This window comes from Amycolatopsis anabasis (genome assembly GCF_009765355.1).
Lineage (GTDB): Bacteria > Actinomycetota > Actinomycetes > Mycobacteriales > Pseudonocardiaceae > Amycolatopsis > Amycolatopsis anabasis.
On the sequence record NZ_VTHK01000022.1, the window covers coordinates 52,450 to 69,014 of the forward strand.

15 protein-coding genes are annotated in these 16,565 nt (G+C 70.1%); 8 read left to right on the plus strand and 7 right to left on the minus strand.

The window, feature by feature from the left end; translation table 11 throughout:
- Positions 1-28 precede the first annotated feature (28 nt).
- The 3 genes from FXO23_RS26870 to FXO23_RS26880 are packed head-to-tail and all read left to right on the plus strand — an operon-like array spanning position 29 to position 4,043.
- Positions 29-1,963 (plus strand): hypothetical protein, encoded by a 1,935-nt coding sequence (locus tag FXO23_RS26870; protein WP_158888218.1) that lies wholly within the window; start codon positions 29-31, stop codon positions 1,961-1,963.
- Positions 1,964-1,974: 11 nt separating this feature from the next.
- Entirely contained in the window at positions 1,975-3,501 is a 1,527-nt protein-coding gene (locus FXO23_RS26875) for a type 1 periplasmic-binding domain-containing protein (protein WP_158888220.1), read from the plus strand.
- A gap of 41 nt (positions 3,502-3,542) precedes the next feature.
- A complete protein-coding gene (locus tag FXO23_RS26880) occupies positions 3,543-4,043 on the plus strand; it encodes a pyridoxamine 5'-phosphate oxidase family protein (RefSeq protein WP_158888221.1) in 501 nt (166 codons plus the stop codon).
- A 29-nt stretch (positions 4,044-4,072) separates the two neighbouring features.
- Here the strand turns inward: FXO23_RS26880 and FXO23_RS26885 are convergent, their stop codons facing one another.
- Complete coding sequence (locus FXO23_RS26885; RefSeq protein ID WP_158888222.1) at positions 4,073-4,807, minus strand: TetR/AcrR family transcriptional regulator; 735 nt, start codon at positions 4,805-4,807, stop codon at positions 4,073-4,075.
- Between the two features lie 121 nt (positions 4,808-4,928).
- On the opposite strand from FXO23_RS26885, the gene FXO23_RS26890 reads away from it, so the two are divergent.
- Positions 4,929-5,336, plus strand: a complete 408-nt coding sequence (locus FXO23_RS26890; protein ID WP_158888223.1) for a VOC family protein — start codon at positions 4,929-4,931, stop codon at positions 5,334-5,336.
- Between the two features lie 4 nt (positions 5,337-5,340).
- Complete coding sequence (locus tag FXO23_RS26895; protein WP_158888224.1) at positions 5,341-6,939, plus strand: carboxylesterase/lipase family protein; 1,599 nt, start codon at positions 5,341-5,343, stop codon at positions 6,937-6,939.
- On the opposite strand, the gene zapE is transcribed toward FXO23_RS26895, so the two are convergent.
- Positions 6,890-7,951 (minus strand): cell division protein ZapE, encoded by a 1,062-nt coding sequence (zapE, locus tag FXO23_RS26900; protein WP_158888326.1) that lies wholly within the window; start codon positions 7,949-7,951, stop codon positions 6,890-6,892. The two genes, FXO23_RS26895 and zapE, sit on opposite strands and share 50 nt — an antisense overlap.
- A gap of 54 nt (positions 7,952-8,005) precedes the next feature.
- Positions 8,006-8,677 (minus strand): DUF899 domain-containing protein, encoded by a 672-nt coding sequence (locus FXO23_RS26905; RefSeq protein ID WP_158888225.1) that lies wholly within the window; start codon positions 8,675-8,677, stop codon positions 8,006-8,008.
- Positions 8,678-8,800: 123 nt separating this feature from the next.
- On the opposite strand from FXO23_RS26905, the gene FXO23_RS26910 reads away from it, so the two are divergent.
- On the plus strand, positions 8,801-9,235 hold the full coding sequence (locus FXO23_RS26910) for a VOC family protein (RefSeq protein WP_158888226.1): 435 nt from the start codon (positions 8,801-8,803) through the stop codon (positions 9,233-9,235).
- A 15-nt stretch (positions 9,236-9,250) separates the two neighbouring features.
- Here FXO23_RS26910 and FXO23_RS26915 read toward each other — a convergent pair whose 3' ends face one another.
- Genes FXO23_RS26915 through FXO23_RS26930 form a run of 4 tightly spaced genes read right to left on the minus strand, consistent with a single transcriptional unit; the run spans position 9,251 to position 12,912 of the window.
- The gene (locus FXO23_RS26915; RefSeq protein WP_158888227.1) at positions 9,251-9,847 is read right to left on the minus strand and encodes a GTP-binding protein; all 597 of its coding nucleotides are present in this window, start codon (positions 9,845-9,847) and stop codon (positions 9,251-9,253) included.
- Entirely contained in the window at positions 9,828-10,187 is a 360-nt protein-coding gene (locus FXO23_RS26920; protein ID WP_158888228.1) for a DUF742 domain-containing protein, read from the minus strand. The genes FXO23_RS26915 and FXO23_RS26920 overlap by 20 nt, the downstream gene beginning before the upstream one ends.
- Positions 10,184-10,603: a roadblock/LC7 domain-containing protein gene (locus FXO23_RS26925; RefSeq protein WP_158888229.1), complete on the minus strand. Its 420-nt coding sequence runs from the start codon at positions 10,601-10,603 to the stop codon at positions 10,184-10,186. Before FXO23_RS26925 ends, FXO23_RS26920 begins: the two co-directional genes overlap by 4 nt.
- Complete coding sequence (locus FXO23_RS26930) at positions 10,603-12,912, minus strand: sensor histidine kinase (protein ID WP_158888230.1); 2,310 nt, start codon at positions 12,910-12,912, stop codon at positions 10,603-10,605. Before FXO23_RS26930 ends, FXO23_RS26925 begins: the two co-directional genes overlap by 1 nt.
- Before the next feature lie 768 nt (positions 12,913-13,680).
- Here FXO23_RS26930 and FXO23_RS26935 point away from each other — a divergent pair.
- Positions 13,681-15,321, plus strand: coding sequence for a prenyltransferase/squalene oxidase repeat-containing protein (locus tag FXO23_RS26935; protein WP_158888231.1), 1,641 nt, complete (start codon positions 13,681-13,683; stop codon positions 15,319-15,321).
- The gene (locus tag FXO23_RS26940) at positions 15,318-16,565 is read left to right on the plus strand and encodes a cytochrome P450 (protein ID WP_158888232.1); all 1,248 of its coding nucleotides are present in this window, start codon (positions 15,318-15,320) and stop codon (positions 16,563-16,565) included. The genes FXO23_RS26935 and FXO23_RS26940 overlap by 4 nt, the downstream gene beginning before the upstream one ends.

Consider the following 16,565-nt stretch of genomic DNA (forward strand, 5'->3'; position numbering starts at 1 on the left):
TAGCGATCGGGTCTACGGACTCAAGCGCGTGATCGAACTCGTTCGCGAGCTCATGACCCGGGAGGAGCGAGGCGGTTCGCTACGGAGCCGGCACGCTCCGGTCCTGGTGGTCGAGGGCTTCCGCGGCACCGGAAAGACGGCCCTGCTGTCGGCGCTGGTCGATCTGCTCGATCAACGGGTGCCGCACGCGCGCCTGGATCTGGAGACGAATCGGCACGCGTCCGTGCCGCAGGTGCTTTCCGCGATCGCATTCGATCTCAGCCGGAGGTATCCGCGGTACAACGCGCTCCATTTCCCCCGGTTCATCGTGGGGCAGCTCGTGATGCGCCTGGAATTGGATCTCACCGACCATTCCCACGCCTGCCGGCAGGTGGTGGACGCGCTGAAGCGGCATCGCGGTCTCGACATCATCCGCGAGGTGCTGGTGGAGACCGCCGGAAATGTGCTGCTGGACGTGGGCGGCGGGGCCGGGGTGACGATCAACCCGCCCACCCGCCTGCTGGGGCTCGGGTTCGAGTGGGTGACCGGGCGCACGCGGGGGCGGCGCCTGGTGCTCGGGGCGTTCCAGAACTGGTACGGCCACCGGGATCTGGGCCTGCGCAACGATCCCATCGACGTGCTGGTCGACCTCAACCGCTGGGCGACGGACTACCAGGACGAGGACAACCGGCAGCGCATCGACGCGCTGCTCTGGGCGGCGTTCCTCGCCGACCTCCGGGCCGAGTTCGGCCGCGGGCGGCGGGCCGACGAGCGGTCCCTGAACTGCGTGGCGCTGCTGGACAACGCCGACACCGAACTCGGCCGCCGCTTCCTGAACCAGCTCGTCCGCGCTCGCCGCCAGCGCGCCGCGGGCGACCAGGACGACGCCGATCCGCTCACCGTCGTGGCGACCAGCCGGGGTGCGCTGCTGGACGACATCCCCGCGGCGGAGCAGGCGGAGGCCGGCGCCGACAGCGTCCGGGCCGGGCAGGTCACCCGGCGCCCGGAGTGGTCCCGCGCCTGGTGGCTGCGGTACCGGCTGCCGGATCTCACCGAGGACGAGGTGGGCCGGGCCGTCACCGATCTGGCCCTGCCGTGGGGCGACAACCAGCGGCTGACCCGGATCGTGTACGGGCTCACCGTCGGCCACCCCGCATCGACCCGGCTGGTCCTGGACGTCGTGGCGCGGTCCTCGCCGAAGCGGTGGATCGCCCCCGAGGCGATTCTCGCCCAGCCGGTGCCCGGCACCCGATCCCAGGCGACCACGGAAGACCAGTTGCTCGATTGCCTGCTGGCCGACGTCTCCGGCGCGACGCTGCGCGACCTGATGACCTGCGCCGCCGCGCGGGATCGGGGGCAGGCGCTTTCCCTGGCCGGTCAGGGCGATCTGCTGGTGAGCGGTCAGTCCGGTTACGAGCAGATCCTGGACCCGATCCTGTGGCCGGTGCAACGATCGGCCGGGCTCACCCTGCTCCACCGCCTGCTGGTCCGCAGCCTCGCCCGGCGGGAACCCGGGGTGACACCGACCTGGTCGGACGTGCACGCCCGGCTGCGCGATCTCTGCCACGCCGCCGGCGACGAGGCGGGCGTGCTCCACCACCGCCTCGCCGACGGTGAGCTGGGCCCGGTCACCCTGCACCTGCACCAGCGCTTGGGCGAAATCGACAGCACCGCCTGGTTCGGGCTGCTCGAATCGGCCACCACCGGGGCGCCGCGGCGGCACCGGAGCGGGGAAGCACCCATCGACGAGGTGCGGATCCTGGCGGGGCTGGCCGAGGTGGACCAGCAACTCATCCCGATCGCCCGGCTGGTCGCGGCGCTGCAGATCGCCGGGGACCCGTTCACCGACAGCCGGCGGCGCGATCTGCACCTGCAGATCGCCGACGACTATTCCGATGTCTCGCGGCTCTGCCCCGGGGGGCCGCACGCCGTTTTCCTGGAGGCGTCCCGGAAGCACCGCCGGGAGGCCGAGTGGTGGGACTGATGGAGGAACACGTGAGCGATGAGATCATCCCGCCCGAAACCGCGACCCTGCGCAAGCGCCGTCGCCGGAGGCGGGTCGCCCTGGTCGCCGCGGCGGTCCTCCTCATCGCGGGCGGAGTGTGGGGAGTGGTCACGATTTCCTCGGTGTGCGGCTCGCTGGGGTCCGGAGTGGACGAAGTCGGCGGGGAATGCGTAGGCGTATCGGACGGTTCCTACGTCTTCCACCCGGAACTGGCGGCCGTGCAGCAGCGGATCGAGACCGAGAACGCCCGGGTCCGCGCGGAATCTCCCGGATACGTCACCGTGGCACTTCTCGATCCGCTGCTCCCCGACGCGGACAGCGCGTTGCCGCCGCTGCAGGTCCGCAACCGCCTGGAAGGCGCGTACACCGCGTTGCGCAGGGTCAACACCGAGTCCGTCGCCGGTGATCCGAAGCCGGCGATCCAGTTGCTCCTGGCCAACGGCGGCGACACCGACGACCAGTGGCGGCGCGTGGCCGACCGGCTTACCGAGCTGAGCCAGGAGCCCCATCCGCTGGTCGCGGTGGTCGGCCTGGGCGTCAGCACCGACCGGACGCGCCGGATGGCCGAGCAGCTGTCCCAGCGCGGCATCCCCATGGTCGGCGCGGTGCTCACCGCGGACGACCTGGACTACGAACACATCCCCGGCCTGATCAAGGCATCGCCGAGCAACCGGCACTACGTCGACGCGCTTCGCCGGTACGTGGACAGCGCGAACATCCGCTCGGCGATCATGATCCGGGATTCCAATTCGGACTCCGGAACGGACCTCTACACCCAGACGCTGGAAGCCGCCTTCGGGCGGCAGATGCGGGACCTCATCACCTTTCCCACCCAGCAGTTCACCGGGAAGTCCATCCCGTCCCAGATAGCCGATCCCAACCTTTTCGCGAACGTGCGAGCCAATATCTGCGCCTCCGCGGCGAGCGGATTGCAGGCCGTCCTCTACGCGGGGCGGGAGGTCGACCTCGGGGCCTTCATCGAATCGCTCAAGAACCGGACGTGTCAAGCGCTCCCGTTGACCATCCTGACCGCGGGGCTGGAACTCGGCGGGCTGCTCAAGAGCAAGGAGCAGGAGCTGACCGACGCCCGCCTCAAGATCGTCTCCGCGGCGACCGTCGACGTCGAGGGCTGGCTGCGGAACGAGGAGGCCGACGGGACGCCGAAGAACTTCCGCGGGTTCCGGCAGGCGTTCGAAGCCGCCGGGTTCCCCAAGGAACACCTCGACGACGGCGGCGCGATCATGATGCACGACGCCGTGCTGACCGCGGCCCACGCGGTGCGCATCGCGGCGCCCCAGGGTTCGGCGTCCGCGCCCACCGCCGCCGATGTCCGCGCGCAGTTGCTGAACATCAACACCCTTTACACGGTGGGCGGAGCCAGCGGCACGCTCAGCTTCAGCAAGAGCCCTTCGGGGGCCGGTACACCGGTGGGCAAACCGGTGCCGGTGCTGGCGTACCCGAAGCCACCGGACAGCACGTCCCGGCAGGTCGGCCCGTTGTACCGCGTGCCGAACTGACCGATTGACCTCCAGTTAGATAGAGGTTCTAGCGTCACCACATGGGTGACGAATCGATTGAACGACTGCAGGCATTGCTGGACGACAGCGCGAAGAATGCCGGGAAACAGCTGCGCGCGTCGTTCGAAATACCGGACCGCACGCTCACCGCGCGGCAGCTCATCCGCTACCTGGACAAGCCGCGGACGATCGCGCTGGCGACGGTCTCAGCGCGGAACGAGCCGCGGGTGACCCCGGTGGACGCTGTCTTCTACGACGCCGCTTTCCACGTGCCCACGGTTTCCGGCGCCGCTCGGCTCAAGCACATCGCGCGCCAGCCCGCGGTGAGCCTGACGCACTGGGTCGTGGACGACATCGCGATCATCGTGCACGGCACCGCCTCCGCACTGGACATCGACCACGCGGATTCCGGCGAACTCGACCGGCTCTACCCCGCTCGGTGGTGGACGGAAGTCCGCGCCCGAGGAGGCGGCGTCTTCCTGAGGGTGACCGCGGACCGCATGTTCGCCTGGGCGCAGGACCCGGCGAAGTATTCCGCATGACCGACGATCTCGCCTGACACGCCCGGTTTTCAGCCCGACCGTTCCGCGATGAGCACGGCGATGCCGTCGAGGATCCGGCGCAGGCCGAACTCCCAGCCGTTGTCGTGCGGGGCATCGCCGGTGGAGTCGGCGGCCGCGACGAGTTCGGGAAACCGGTCACCGTGCCGCCGCATGAGCTCGGTGATGATCGGGCTCAGCCGCCGTTCGCTGGTCCAGGGTTGCGTGCCCGCGGTGCCCGCCGACTGGGTGTTGCGGATGTGGCCGCTCAGCAGGAACACCGCGTCCATCCGCTCGGCGCCGTCGAGGCCGGTCCCGGCGAGCGCGCCGACCGCGCATTCGGTCCAGCCGATCTCCCGCGGCCCCATGGCCCGCTGCCCCACCGTGGCCACCGGCAGCCACGGGTGGCGCTGCCAGGTCGACCGCATTCCGGCGGCCCATTCTTCGAGTTTGGCGCGCCAATCCCCGGACGACCCGGCCAGATCGGGTGGTTCGCCGACCGCGGTCTCGATCATCACGGCGACCAGTTCGGCCTTGCTGGACACGTGGCGGTAGAGGGCCATCTTGGTGACGTCGAGCTTGCTCGCGACCTGCTGCATGGACACCGCGCCCATGCCCTCCGCGTCGGCGAGCGCGATCGCGGCCCGGGCGATGCGTTCCACGGTGAGCGCGGGCCGCGGTTTGCGGGCGGGCCGATCGCGCAGGCCCCACAACAGCTCGGCGCTGGTGGCCCGCTCTCCGGCGGCCTCGCCGTCCGAGCTGCTCATGCACATCTCCCTCTTGCCGATCCAGCGTGCTTGTGTCTAGTGTACACACTTGTATCCGCCGGACACTTAGCGTCCGGTAGACGCATCCGTATCTGCCGGATACTTACCGAGGGAGAGAGCGATGTCCACGAAAATCTTTGTCAACCTTCCGGTCGCCGATCTGGCCAAGTCGAGGGAGTTCTTCACCAAGCTCGGGTACACCTTCAACGAGCAGTTCAGCGACGAGAACGCGGCGTCCCTGGTGATCAGCGAGCACATCCACGCGATGCTGCTGGTCCAGCCGTTCTTCCAGACCTTCACGAAGAAGGAGATCGTCGACGCGGACAAGGCGACCGAGGCGATCGTGTGCCTGAGCGCGGAAAGCCGCGAGCAGGTCGACGAACTGGTCGACGCCGCGCTGGCGGCCGGGGCACGGCCCGCGAACGACCCGCAGGACCACGGGTTCATGTACGGGCGCAGCTTCTACGACCTCGACGGCCACCACTGGGAGTACATGTGGATGGACCCCGCCGCGGCGCAGGAGGCGTAGGTCCGTGCGTTCCCTGGGGAGAAGAGCCGGGTTCGCCCTGGCCCTGAGCGTCGGGCTGCTCGCGGGTCTCGCGCCACCCGCCGCCGCGGATCCGGCGCTCGTCCTGACCGGCAGCGGTCCGGTGCGGGGCACGGTCACCCGCGATTACCGGGAATTCAACGGGATTCCGTACGCGGCCCCGCCGGTCGGCGATCTGCGCTGGCGAGCACCGCGGCCCGCGCGGCCGTGGACCGCGCCGCGCGATGCGACCAAGCCCGGCGCGAACTGCGCGCAGAACGCCGGTTTCAGCGGGGAGAGCCTGGCCGAGGACTGCCTCTTCGTGAACGTCACCGCGCCCCGGCGGGCGCGGAACCGGCCGGTGATGGTGTGGTTCCACGGCGGCGGTTTCCAGAACGGCGCGGGAGCCGAATACCGCGCCACCGAACTGGCGACCCGGGGTGACGTCGTCGTGGTGACGGTCAACTACCGGCTCGGCATCTTCGGTTTCCTCGCCCATCCCGCGTTCGACGCCGGGCAGGGGTTGTCCGGCAACTTCGGCCTCGAGGACCAGCAGGCCGCGCTGCGCTGGGTGCGGCGCAACGCGGCGGCGTTCGGCGGTGACGCGGGAAACGTGACGATCTTCGGCGAATCCTCGGGCGGCCGGAGCGTGTGCGCGCAGCTGGCCGCACCGGCCGCGGCGGGCCTGTTCCAGCGCGCGATCGTCCAAAGTGAACCGTGCACGATGCTGAACTGGCCGGAAGCGGACGGAAAACCGAGCACCGATCCGCCCGGCTTCCCCAAACCGCGGGCGAGCGCGGAGCAGCAGGGGCAGGCGGTCGCCACCGCACTCGGGTGCCCGGACCCGGCCACCGCGGCGGTTTGCCTGCGCGGCAAGGACACCGCCGCGGTGCTGAAGCAGGCGAGCTACTGGTACGCCCCGGTGTTCGGCGGCGGGGGCGTCCTGCCGCTCGACCCGGCCGAAGCGGTGGCCACGGGCCGGTTCGCCAAGGTGCCGGTCCTGCACGGGATCAACCGCGACGAATTCCGCATCGGGCCGGCCTTCGACGAGGTGCTGGCCGGCAAGAAGCCGATCACCCCGGACGAATACCGTTCCCTGGCGCGGAATTTCGCGGGCGATCGGGTTGACGAGGTGCTCGCGCGCTACCCGGTGACAGCGGGCCGTTCCGCGAGCGAAGCCTGGAGCGCGGTCGTCACGGACGCCACGTTCGCGCGTGCGGCGACGGAAATGAACCACGCCCTCGCCCGCCAGGTTCCGGCCTACGCCTACGAATTCGCCGACGAGCAGGCGCCCTGGCTGAGCGGGATGGCCAAACCCAGCTTCCCGCCGGGCGCCTACCACCTGGCGGAGCTGCAGTACCTGTTCGCGGTGACGGGCTTCGACGGACCGGGCACTGCCGCCCAGAAACGGTTGGCCGAACAGCTGATCCGCTACTGGGCGCGGTTCGCGCACACCGGGAACCCGAACGGCCCCGGCTCCCCGTTCTGGCCGCGGGCCGACCAGAACCCCGGCCTGGCCCAGGTGCTCGCGCCGGACGGCGTCCGGCCGGAATCGTTCACCGAACGGCACCAGTACGGCTACTGGCGGACTGGTATTCCACAGTAGACGGTTGCTCGCCGGGTTCGGTGAATCCGGCGAGCAACGCCAACCGGCTCGCCGTGCGGGCGCCGTCGATCGTGTCCCGGGCCCCGGCGAGCACCTCTTCCGGTTCGTGCGCACCGACCAGGAACAGGGTGATGTCCTGATCGCACAGGATGTCCACCAGGTTGGCGAACCGCTGCCGCGCGTCCGGTGTGCACGCGGCGAGCCGGGGCACGTCACCGAGGACCCAGGTGTCGAACCGGTCGGCGAGCGCCAGGTAGTCCCGTGCGGACGTCGGCCGTTCGCACAGTTCGGCGAAGTCGAACCACACCAGCCGGTCCCGCACCGTCCGGGCGCGCAACCGCCGGTCACCCGCGCAGACGGTCGTGCGTTCACCGGGTCCCGGCGTTTCCAGTCCGCGCCCCCGCGACCGCGCCGGGGAGAAGTAGGCGCCCTCGGCGAACCGCCCGCGCCGGTTGACGGTGCGGTAGTCCGTAGGCCCGGCGACCGGGACCAGATCGAACCGCTCCCCGATGAGGTCGATCGCGGGGCGGGCGAGGTGGTGGTGCAGCGGATTCGGCAGCAGCCCGTCCGGGTGGTAGTTCGACGTGGTCACGCAGGTGACGCGCCGCTCCCGCAACACCCGCAGGAGTCGCGTGAGCAGCGCCGCGTCATCCGGATCGTGCAGGTGGAACTCGTCGAAGCAGACCAGCCTCGCGTCCCCGATCAGCTCCCCCACCGCCTGCGTGCGCCGCAGCCGGTCGAAGAAACCGGGGAAGTGGACCCGGATCTTCCCGGGAATCGGCACCGCGCCGAAGAAGGCGTCGAGCAGGAAACTCTTGCCCCGGCCGACCGGTCCGTACAGGTACTGGCCCCGCAGGTGGCGGCGGACCGGCTGCCGCAGGTCCGCCGCGAGCCCGGCGAGCCGGACCGCCGCCGCGCGTTGCGCGGGGTCCAGCACGAATCCTCGTCGCGCCGCGGTGCGTTCGAAGTGCTCCAGCGCGGCCCGGCCGGAGGATCCCCGGTGATGCTCCATCACCGGGCGATTTTTCCAGCCCGGCCGCCGGATTCCTGCCGAACTTGAGGCACGTCATACCGGGTTTCGGCCGAGCGGGGTCAGGTCCAGGTAGTTGAGGCTGAACATGAGGGTCTCGATCCCGCGCGCGTACGCCGAATAGGTGTGGAACACCGCGTCCCCGTCCCGCAGGAACACGCTCACCCCGGGCAGTTCGCTCCCCAGGTCCGCCTGCGGCCCGACCGCGGCTTCGTACTCCTCCCGGGTCCGGTAGTTGATCAACATCGGCGTGACCCGCTCGTCCAGGGTGACGTGGTAGTCGTAGTTGAAGTCGCTGCCCAGCGACGAGTACCACGGGAAGGGCCAGCCCATCCGCCGCCGGTAGGCCTCGATCTGCTCGACCGGCCCGCGGGAGACCAGGACGAGCGTGGTGTCGTTGCGGTGCAGGTGGTCCAGCGCGGGCAGCTCGTTCATGTGGTACGTGCAGCTCGGGCAGGCCTCACCGCGGTCGCCGAGCCACATGACGTGGTGCACGATCAGTTGCCGCCGCCCGTCGAACAGGTCCAGCAGGCTCGCCCGCTCGCCGGGCCGTTCGAACACGTAGTCCTGCTCGACCCGCACCATCGGCAACGCCCGGCGTTCGGCGTTCAGCGCGTCGCGGGCGCGGGTGAACTCCTTCTCCCTGACCAGGAACTCCCGGCGCGTGGCGAGCCACTCTTCCCGCGAAACGATCTCCGGCATGGTCATCGGTCCTCCGATCGGTCGTGCGGACGCCCCTCGCGGGCGTCTCGACCGGAGGTCGGAGCGGGCGCCGGGTTCTCTACATCCGGGGTTTCCCGGCGCCCGGCCACGTGCGGCTATGGTGGACCGATGGGGTCGATCAAGCAGTTCCAAGTCACCTTCGACTGCGCGGAACCCGAGCGCGTCGCTCGTTTCTGGTGCGAGGTGCTGGGGTACGTCGTACCGCCGCCACCGGAAGGGTTTGCCACTTGGGAAGATTTCGATCGCTCCCTGCCGCCTGAGCGCCAGGGTTCGGCGTTCGTCTGCGTTGATCCCTCAGGGGTGGGCCCGCGACTGTTCTTCCAGCGCGTTCCCGAAGGCAAGGTCGTCAAGAATCGGCTGCATCTCGACGTGCGGGTCGGCACCGGGCTCGTGGGCGAAGAGCGCCTCGCCGCGCTCGAGGCCGAGTGCGCACGGCTGATCGCGCTCGGCGCGGTACGCGTGCGACTACTGCCCGCCGATGACTACGACGAGTCTTGCCTGGTCATGCAGGACATCGAGGGCAACGAGTTCTGCCTCGACTGACGGGCCGCGAACGTCTCAGCGATCCGCGGCGGCCAGCGAATTGCCCGCCATCACGTGCTGCACCAGCGCGGCGAGCACCTGTTTCGTGGACTCCCGGTCCCGCGCGTCGCACAGCAGCAGCGGCACGTGCGGCCCGACGTCGAGAGCGGCCCGCACCTCCTCGGTGCCGTAGCGGTACGCGCCGTCGAAGCAGTTCACGCCGACGACGAAGGGCAGCCTGCGCCGTTCGAAGAAGTCCACCGCCGGGAAGCAGCTGTCCAGCCTGCGGGTGTCCGCGAGCACCACGGCCCCGATCGCGCCGTAGGCCAGTTCGTCCCACATGAACCAGAACCGGTCCTGCCCCGGGGTGCCGAACAGGTAGAGGATCAGCTCGGGGTTGATGGTGATCCGGCCAAAGTCCAGCGCGACCGTGGTGGTCGTCTTCCGCTCGACGCCGGTGAGATCGTCCACGCCCGCGGACGCCTCGGTGATCAGTTCCTCGGTCCGCAGCGGCGGCACCTCGCTCACCGAACCGACCATCGTGGTCTTGCCGACCCCGAAGCCCCCGGCGATGAGGATCTTGACCGCGGCCGCGGTCAGGGATCGCCTGGGCTCAGAGCTTCCGGATGCCATCGAGAACCGCCTGGAGTACGTGTTGGCTGGGGGCTTCGGTCATCGGCGCCGCGGTGCGGAACAGCACGACGTTCTGCTCGATGAGATCACTGAGCAGCACCTTGACCACGGGCAGGGGCAGGTCGATCCGCGCGGCCACCTCGGCCACCGACATCGGACGCTGGCACAGCCGCACGATCCGCGCGTACTCCCGGTCCATTCCGGCGGCCTCGGCGGCCGAGGGCACGGCGACCACGAGCGTGATCAGATCGAGTTTCAGGGTCTCCGACCTGGTCCGGCCGCCGGTCACCGCGTACGGCCGGACCAGCGGATCGTCGAACCAGGCGTCCGGCTCGTTCATGGCGAACTGTGCTGGACCGCCGCGCCGCCGCGGGGCGCCGAGGTGAGCACGGCGCCGACGCGCTTGACCATCAGGTTCATCTCGTACGCGACCATGCCCATATCCGCGTCCTCGCTCGCGAGCAGGGCCAGGCACGCGCCGCGCCCGGCGGCGGTGACGAACAGGAACGCGTGGTCCATCTCGACCATGGTCTGGCGCACGTTGCCGCCGCCGAAGTGCCGGCCGGTTCCGCGCGCGAGGCTCTGGAACGCCGAGGCCACCGCGGAAAGGTGCTCGGCGTCGGCTTCGGACAGATTGCCGGACCGGCCGATGAGCAGGCCGTCCGCCGAGAGCACGACGGCCCGTTCGGCCCCGGCGACCCGCTTGATCAGATCGTCCAGCAGCCAGTCGATCTCACTGATTCCCGTGTTGACCATTAGGTTCGCTCTCCAGACGTGTCATTCGGCCCCTGCTCCCGGGCTCGCCGCGTGCCCTGCTGGAACGCCGCCAGCCTGCTCCTGGCCTGTTCCGGGGAGTCTTCCCGGACCGGATCCGGGGTGGTCACGGGCCCGTCCTCGCGCAGTTGCGGAACCAGGTTCTGCTGCCTGCGCCGCTGCGGCAGCGGCGGGCGGCCGGGCGCCTCCGGACGGCGCGGCTGCTGGGGCGCGGGCGGGCGGGCTTCGTGCTGCGGGCGGACCTCGTGCTGGGGCCGGAGTTGGTTCGCGGGCCGGAACAGGTCCTGGCGCGTCGGGGCGTCGATCGCGGACTGTTGTTCGGCCGCCGGCTGCCGGGGCGCCGGGGGTTCGGGCTTGGTTTCCGGTTTGCGGCGCGGCAACCGCGCCTGCTGCACGGGAACGGGGTTCTCGGCGGGCGGTTCTTCCTCGGGTTCGCTCACCGGGCTGAGCAGTTCCGAGCGGACCAGCACGATCGCGCGGGTTCCGCCGTACGCCGATTCGCGCAGGGTCACCGAGATGCCGTGGCGCGCCGCGAGCCGCGCGACCACGAACAGGCCGAGCCGCGGTTCCTCGGAGAGCGCCATGATGCCGAAGTCGGGCGGATCGGCCAGCATCGCGTTGAGTTCCTCGCAGCGTTCCGGTTCGATGCCCAGGCCCTGGTCCTCGACCTCGATCACCACGCCGCGGCCGACCACGTTGCCGCGGATCTCCACCCGGGATTCCGGCGGGGAGAACGAGGTGGCGTTGTCGATCAGCTCGGCGAGCAGGTGCACGAGGTCGCCGACCACCGGGCCGTTGACCGCGATCTCCGGCAGCTTCGCCACGCCGACGCGGGTGAAGTCCTCGGTCTCGGCCGACGCGCCGCGGACGAGTTCGGCCAGGTTGACCGGATTCCGCCACTGCCGGCCGGGCTGGCCGCCACCGAGGATGATCAGGTTCTCCGCGTTGCGCCGGGCCCGGGTGGACAGGTGGTCGAGCTTGAACAGCGTGTCCAGCTGGTCCGGGTCCTCCTGCTTGCGCTCGGCCTGGTCGAGCACCTTGAGCTGGCGGTGCACGATCACCTGGCTGCGGTGGGCGATGTTCAGGAAGACCGTCTTGGTGCCCTCCCGGGTCTTCGCCTCCTCCACGGCGGCCGCGATCGCGGTCTGCTGCGCCTTGTTGAACGCGTCGGCCACCTGGCCGATCTCGTCCGTGCCGTGGTCGAGCAGGGCCGCCTCGCCGTCGAGGTCCACCGGTTCGCCCTTGCGCACCCGTCGCACCAGTTCGGGCAACCGGGAGTCGGACAGGTGCAGCGTCTCCTCGCGCAGCCGCGCGAGCCGGCCGATGAGCCGGTTGGACAGCCGCAGCGCGACGACGAACACCCCGATCGCCACGAGAATGGCGGCCGCGCCCGCGATGATCGAGGTGATCAGCGTGCGCTCGCCCTGGTCGATCGCGAGCTCGGTGGCGTGCCCGCTCTGCTGGATGTACAGGCTCATCAGGGTGTCGCCGACCTCGCGGGCGGCGGTGCGCCAGTCGCCCGCCGGGATCGGGAGCGCGGTCTGGTTGCCCCGCAGGAAGGCGTTTTCCACGATCTCCAGGCGTTTCCACGCGTCACTCGCGATGAGCTTGTCGTAGCGCGCCTTCACCTCGGGGGTCATCAGGGTGACCGAGCCTTCGAGCTGCGCGTGGTAGGCGCCGATCTGCTCGAGGTAGGTCCGGAACTCGGCTTCGGTGAGCCCGCCACCGGCGACCCCGGCCGCGGCGAGCGCGTCACCGCGCTGCATCCCGTCCGCGCTGGTGAACAGGGGCACGGCGGTGACGCGCAGGTACGCGTTCTCGGCGTCCGGAGCCCCCTGGGCGAGCCCGTTCACCCCCTCGACGAACTGGTCGATGATCTGGTTGTAGAAGCCGTAGGCCTCCTGCAGCGCGGGCTGACCGGCGTCGACCTGCTGGCGGAACTGGGGCAGCTTGGCGAGCAGCCCGCGCACCGTGGTGATGTTGCGTTGCACGTTCTCCGGCGCCTCGTCGGCGAGCCCGGCGAGGGTCGCGGCGATCTGCGCCGCCGCGGCGTCGGTCTTGGCGCGCTGCTCGACCAGCGCGACCCGATCCCGGCCGTTGGCCGCCAGTTCCTGCAGGGTCAGCCGCCGCTCCTCCTGCGCCGCGGTGAAGAACTGGATCGCGGGCGCGGCCGCCCCGCGGATCTTGGTCGCGAAGTCACGCACCTGCACCGCGTCGTAGATCAAATAACCGGCGAGCGCGACCCCGACCGCCAGCAGCGCGACACTCGGAATGAGGGCGATCGCCAGCACTCGCGATCGAATTGACGAAACACGGCTTCGTCGAATGGAAATCTGCTTCACCGCGGCTCGATGTCCTTCCGGCTGTTCTTCGTACCCGGTATATCTGGGTCCCCGCACCCGAGTTCTGCTAGCCGGATCAACACACTGTAGTCCGCTTCGCCCGCGAAGACGTTAAGCAGCGCGGCAGGAGGAGTCAAATCGGTTGCTCCGTACAGCCCAACAGTGTCGTGACCATTTGACCATCGGAAGAACAACTTGGAAATAGGCCAACCCGAGACGGTGACCTTTGTCGCATTCCCTCGACAAGCCGAGGGCGTGGTCACCGGACGTGACCACCGTCACCCGTCGACTTTATCGATCGAGTCGGGTGCCGCCTTTAATTTCAAAGGAAAGAATTGCTTGTGAAATTCTCGGAGCCCCGATTGTCCAAGCATCGACCTTTTCCAGTGTGTCCATTGTGGATCGTTGAGGAAACAGTCGCATGTGGACCAAGAAGCACGGGGCGACCGTAGCACCCGCAACGGGTCGCCGCGTGCGAAACGGCCGGATCGCGCACCCGATCCGCGAGATCCACGTCCATTCGGACCATGATCATGACGACCTTCCGGTGATCTAATTACGACAATCGTTTGCTTTTCGACTGCTCCAAATGGACCAAATTCTTCCGCCTACTTGTCGCACGATGCTACTCTGGGTATCAGTCCGGTTACGGAGGTCATCGGCGCGCAATACTCGTCCCTGCGGCCGACGACGGGTCTCGGCTGTCGGGGGGCTGGTATGGACACGCGCGAATCCTGGACCGTGCAAGCGAATCGTCTCGCCGAGCGGCTGCTGTCCGAAATGGCCGGGGATCCGTACGGGCGGTTCTCCTCCTCGGTGTACGAGACGGCGCGCCTGGTCACGCTGGCCCCGTCGCTGTCCGGACAGGACGAACGCGTGCGGTTCCTGGTCGGCCGCCAGCACCAGGACGGCGGCTGGGGCGGCCCCGGCTCCTACGGGCTCGCCCCGACGCTGAGCGCCACCGAGGCGCTGCTGAGCTTCCTGCGCGAGTCGCCCGTGCACGGCGACCGGCGGCCACCGTTGCACGCGAAGGCCGTGCGCGCCGCCGATCGCGGGCTGCGGGTGCTGTTCAGCCGCCTGAACGGCGTGGGACGAAGCTCCCTTCCGGACACGGTGGCCGTGGAGATCATCGTGCCCGGACTGGTCGCCGACATCAACGCCCACCTCGACCGGCTGGAGCGGGAACCGCTGCCCGGACTGGACGCCTGGCGCGGCGGCCGCCGCCTCACCCCGCCGGTCGACACCAACGCGGAACTGCTGGCCCGGTTGCGGAACGCGGTGCGCGCGGGCCATGCGCTGCCCAGCAAGCTGCTGCACTCGCTCGAGGTGATCGGCCCCGCCGCCCGCGGCGCGCCGTTCATCGAACCGGCCGCCGGCGGGGTGGGTTGTTCGCCCGCCGCGACCGCGACCTGGCTGGGCGACGCGGCCATCCGCGCGAACCATCCGTCGGTGCGCTACCTGGAAGCCGTGCAGGGGCCCGGCGGCGGCGCGGTCCCGGTGGCCGCGCCGCTGGGCCTGTTCGAGCGCGCCTGGGTGCTCGCCACCCTGGCCGGAGCGGGTTTTCGCCTGGTGGCAAGGGATCCGCTGGTGCGCAGCGTGCACGCGGCGTTCGGCGAAACCGGCACGGCCGGCGGGCCCGGGCTGCCACCCGACGCCGACGACACGTCCACCGCCCTGTACGCGCTGGCGCTGCTGGGCAGCCCGCGCTCCCCGGAAAGCCTGTGGAACTACCACGCGGGCGCGCATTTCAGCTGCTTCCCGGACGAACGCACCCCGTCGACCAGCGCGAACGCGCACGTCCTGCAGGCACTGGGCGCCTGCCTGACGCCGGACCTGCCCGGATCCGCCCGGTACCTCGACGCGGTCGGCAGGCTCACCGGCTGGCTGTGCGACCGGCAGGAGACCGATGGTTGCTGGTGGGACAAATGGCACGCGTCGCCGTACTACGCGACCGCCTGCTGCGCGGTCGCCCTGGCCGACTTCGGCGGCCCGGCGGCCCGGGCCGCGGTGCGCCGGGCGGTCGAATGGGTGCTGCTGAGCCAGCGCACCGACGGCTCGTGGGGGCGCTGGGACGGCACCTACGAGGAAACCGCCTACGCGGTGCGCGTTCTGCTGCAGACACCGCCGTGCCACCGCCGCGAAGCGGTCACCCGGGCCGCCGCGCGCGGTGCGGAGTTCCTGCTGCGCTCCGCGGACGCCGAGCACCCGCCGCTGTGGCACGACAAGGATCTGTACACGCCGACCCGGATCGTGCGCGCGGAAGGCCTGGCCGCCCTGCACCTCGCCCGCACCGACGCCGAAGTCGCCGCCCTGATCGCCCGCTGGGAAACCGAACCCGCCGAATGCGAGGCGTCGTGAACCTCACCGAGTTCCGCATGACCCTGCGCACCCTGCCGTTCCTCGACGCGCACGCCCACTCCCCGCACGGCCTCCTGCAACTCCGCGCCCGCCCCACCCCCCGCCTCCTCGTCTGGCACCCCGACGCGATCGAACAGATCTTCCGCACCGACCGGCAATTCCACCACCCCGGCAGCCGCAGCCTGATGCCTTTGCTCGGCCGAAGCTCACTGCTGTGGGCGGACGGTCCCCGGCATCCGGCCTACCGCGGCACGCTCGGCCCGCCGCTGCGCAACCGCGGGCTGGCAAGCTATCGCGACGCCATCGCCGATACCGTGCACAGCTCGATCGACGAACTCCCCACGGGCCGGGTCATCCCGCTGGCCGAGTGGACCCGCCAGGTCGCACTTCGCGTCATCGCCAAGATCGTCCTCGGTCGGGCCGACGACGAACTGCTGGCGCCCTTCATCGCCTGGATCGACAAGGCGCTCGGCTCACGTTCCCGCACCCTGTACTACCGCTATCTCAGCGGCGGCCTGCCCGGATCCGGCGAGCAGCTCGACCGGCTCCTGATCCGCGCCGCGAGAGCTTCCGCGAGTGCGAACCCGCCCGCCCTCGCGGCGCTGCTCCTGACCGAAAACGGGCCGCTCGGGGAAATCGACCGCACGGAGCTGCGCGACCAGATCGTCTCGCTCCTGTTCGCGGGACACGAAACCACCGCGTCCGCGACCGCGTGGACGCTGTATTGGCTGGACCGCGACGAGCGGGTGCGGGACGACGTGCTCACCGAACTCGAAGCCACCTCCGATGACGGCTCGGACGTGACGCGAGTCCCCCTCCTGCAAGCGGTGATCCAGGAGGCTTTGCGGCTGACCCCACCGGTTCCGGCGGCGGGCAACCGCATGCTGGACCGCGGCGGCGAACTGCTCGGCCGGGAACTGCCCGCGGGCACCATCCTCACCCCCAGCATCTACCTCGCCCACCGTCGTGCGGAGTACTTCCCCAGACCGAGAAGGTTCGACCCGTACCGCTTCCTCGGCCGGCGCGTTGGGCCGCAACACTTCTTCCCGTTCGGTGGTGGCGCGCGGCACTGCCTGGGCAGTCAACTCAGCCAACTGGAAGCGCGGATGATCACCGTCGCGCTCCTGCGTCGCCGGGAGCTGCGCTGCGTCAATCCCGCCGCCGGAGTCCCGCGGTTGCGAGGGCACGCCATGGCACCGGATTCGAAGCTGCGCATGAAGGTCATGCGAAACCTCGATGACTAG

Coding starts and splice junctions, on each gene's coding strand:
- FXO23_RS26880 (WP_158888221.1), top strand. CDS start 3,543: ATGGGTGACGAATCGATTGAACGACTGCAGGCATTGCTGGACGACAGC.
- FXO23_RS26885 (WP_158888222.1), bottom strand. CDS start 4,807: ATGAGCAGCTCGGACGGCGAGGCCGCCGGAGAGCGGGCCACCAGCGCC.
- FXO23_RS26890 (WP_158888223.1), top strand. CDS start 4,929: ATGTCCACGAAAATCTTTGTCAACCTTCCGGTCGCCGATCTGGCCAAG.
- zapE (WP_158888326.1), bottom strand. CDS start 7,951: ATGGAGCATCACCGGGGATCCTCCGGCCGGGCCGCGCTGGAGCACTTC.
- FXO23_RS26905 (WP_158888225.1), bottom strand. CDS start 8,677: ATGACCATGCCGGAGATCGTTTCGCGGGAAGAGTGGCTCGCCACGCGC.
- FXO23_RS26910 (WP_158888226.1), top strand. CDS start 8,801: ATGGGGTCGATCAAGCAGTTCCAAGTCACCTTCGACTGCGCGGAACCC.
- FXO23_RS26915 (WP_158888227.1), bottom strand. CDS start 9,847: ATGGCATCCGGAAGCTCTGAGCCCAGGCGATCCCTGACCGCGGCCGCG.
- FXO23_RS26920 (WP_158888228.1), bottom strand. CDS start 10,187: ATGAACGAGCCGGACGCCTGGTTCGACGATCCGCTGGTCCGGCCGTAC.
- FXO23_RS26925 (WP_158888229.1), bottom strand. CDS start 10,603: ATGGTCAACACGGGAATCAGTGAGATCGACTGGCTGCTGGACGATCTG.
- FXO23_RS26935 (WP_158888231.1), top strand. CDS start 13,681: ATGGACACGCGCGAATCCTGGACCGTGCAAGCGAATCGTCTCGCCGAG.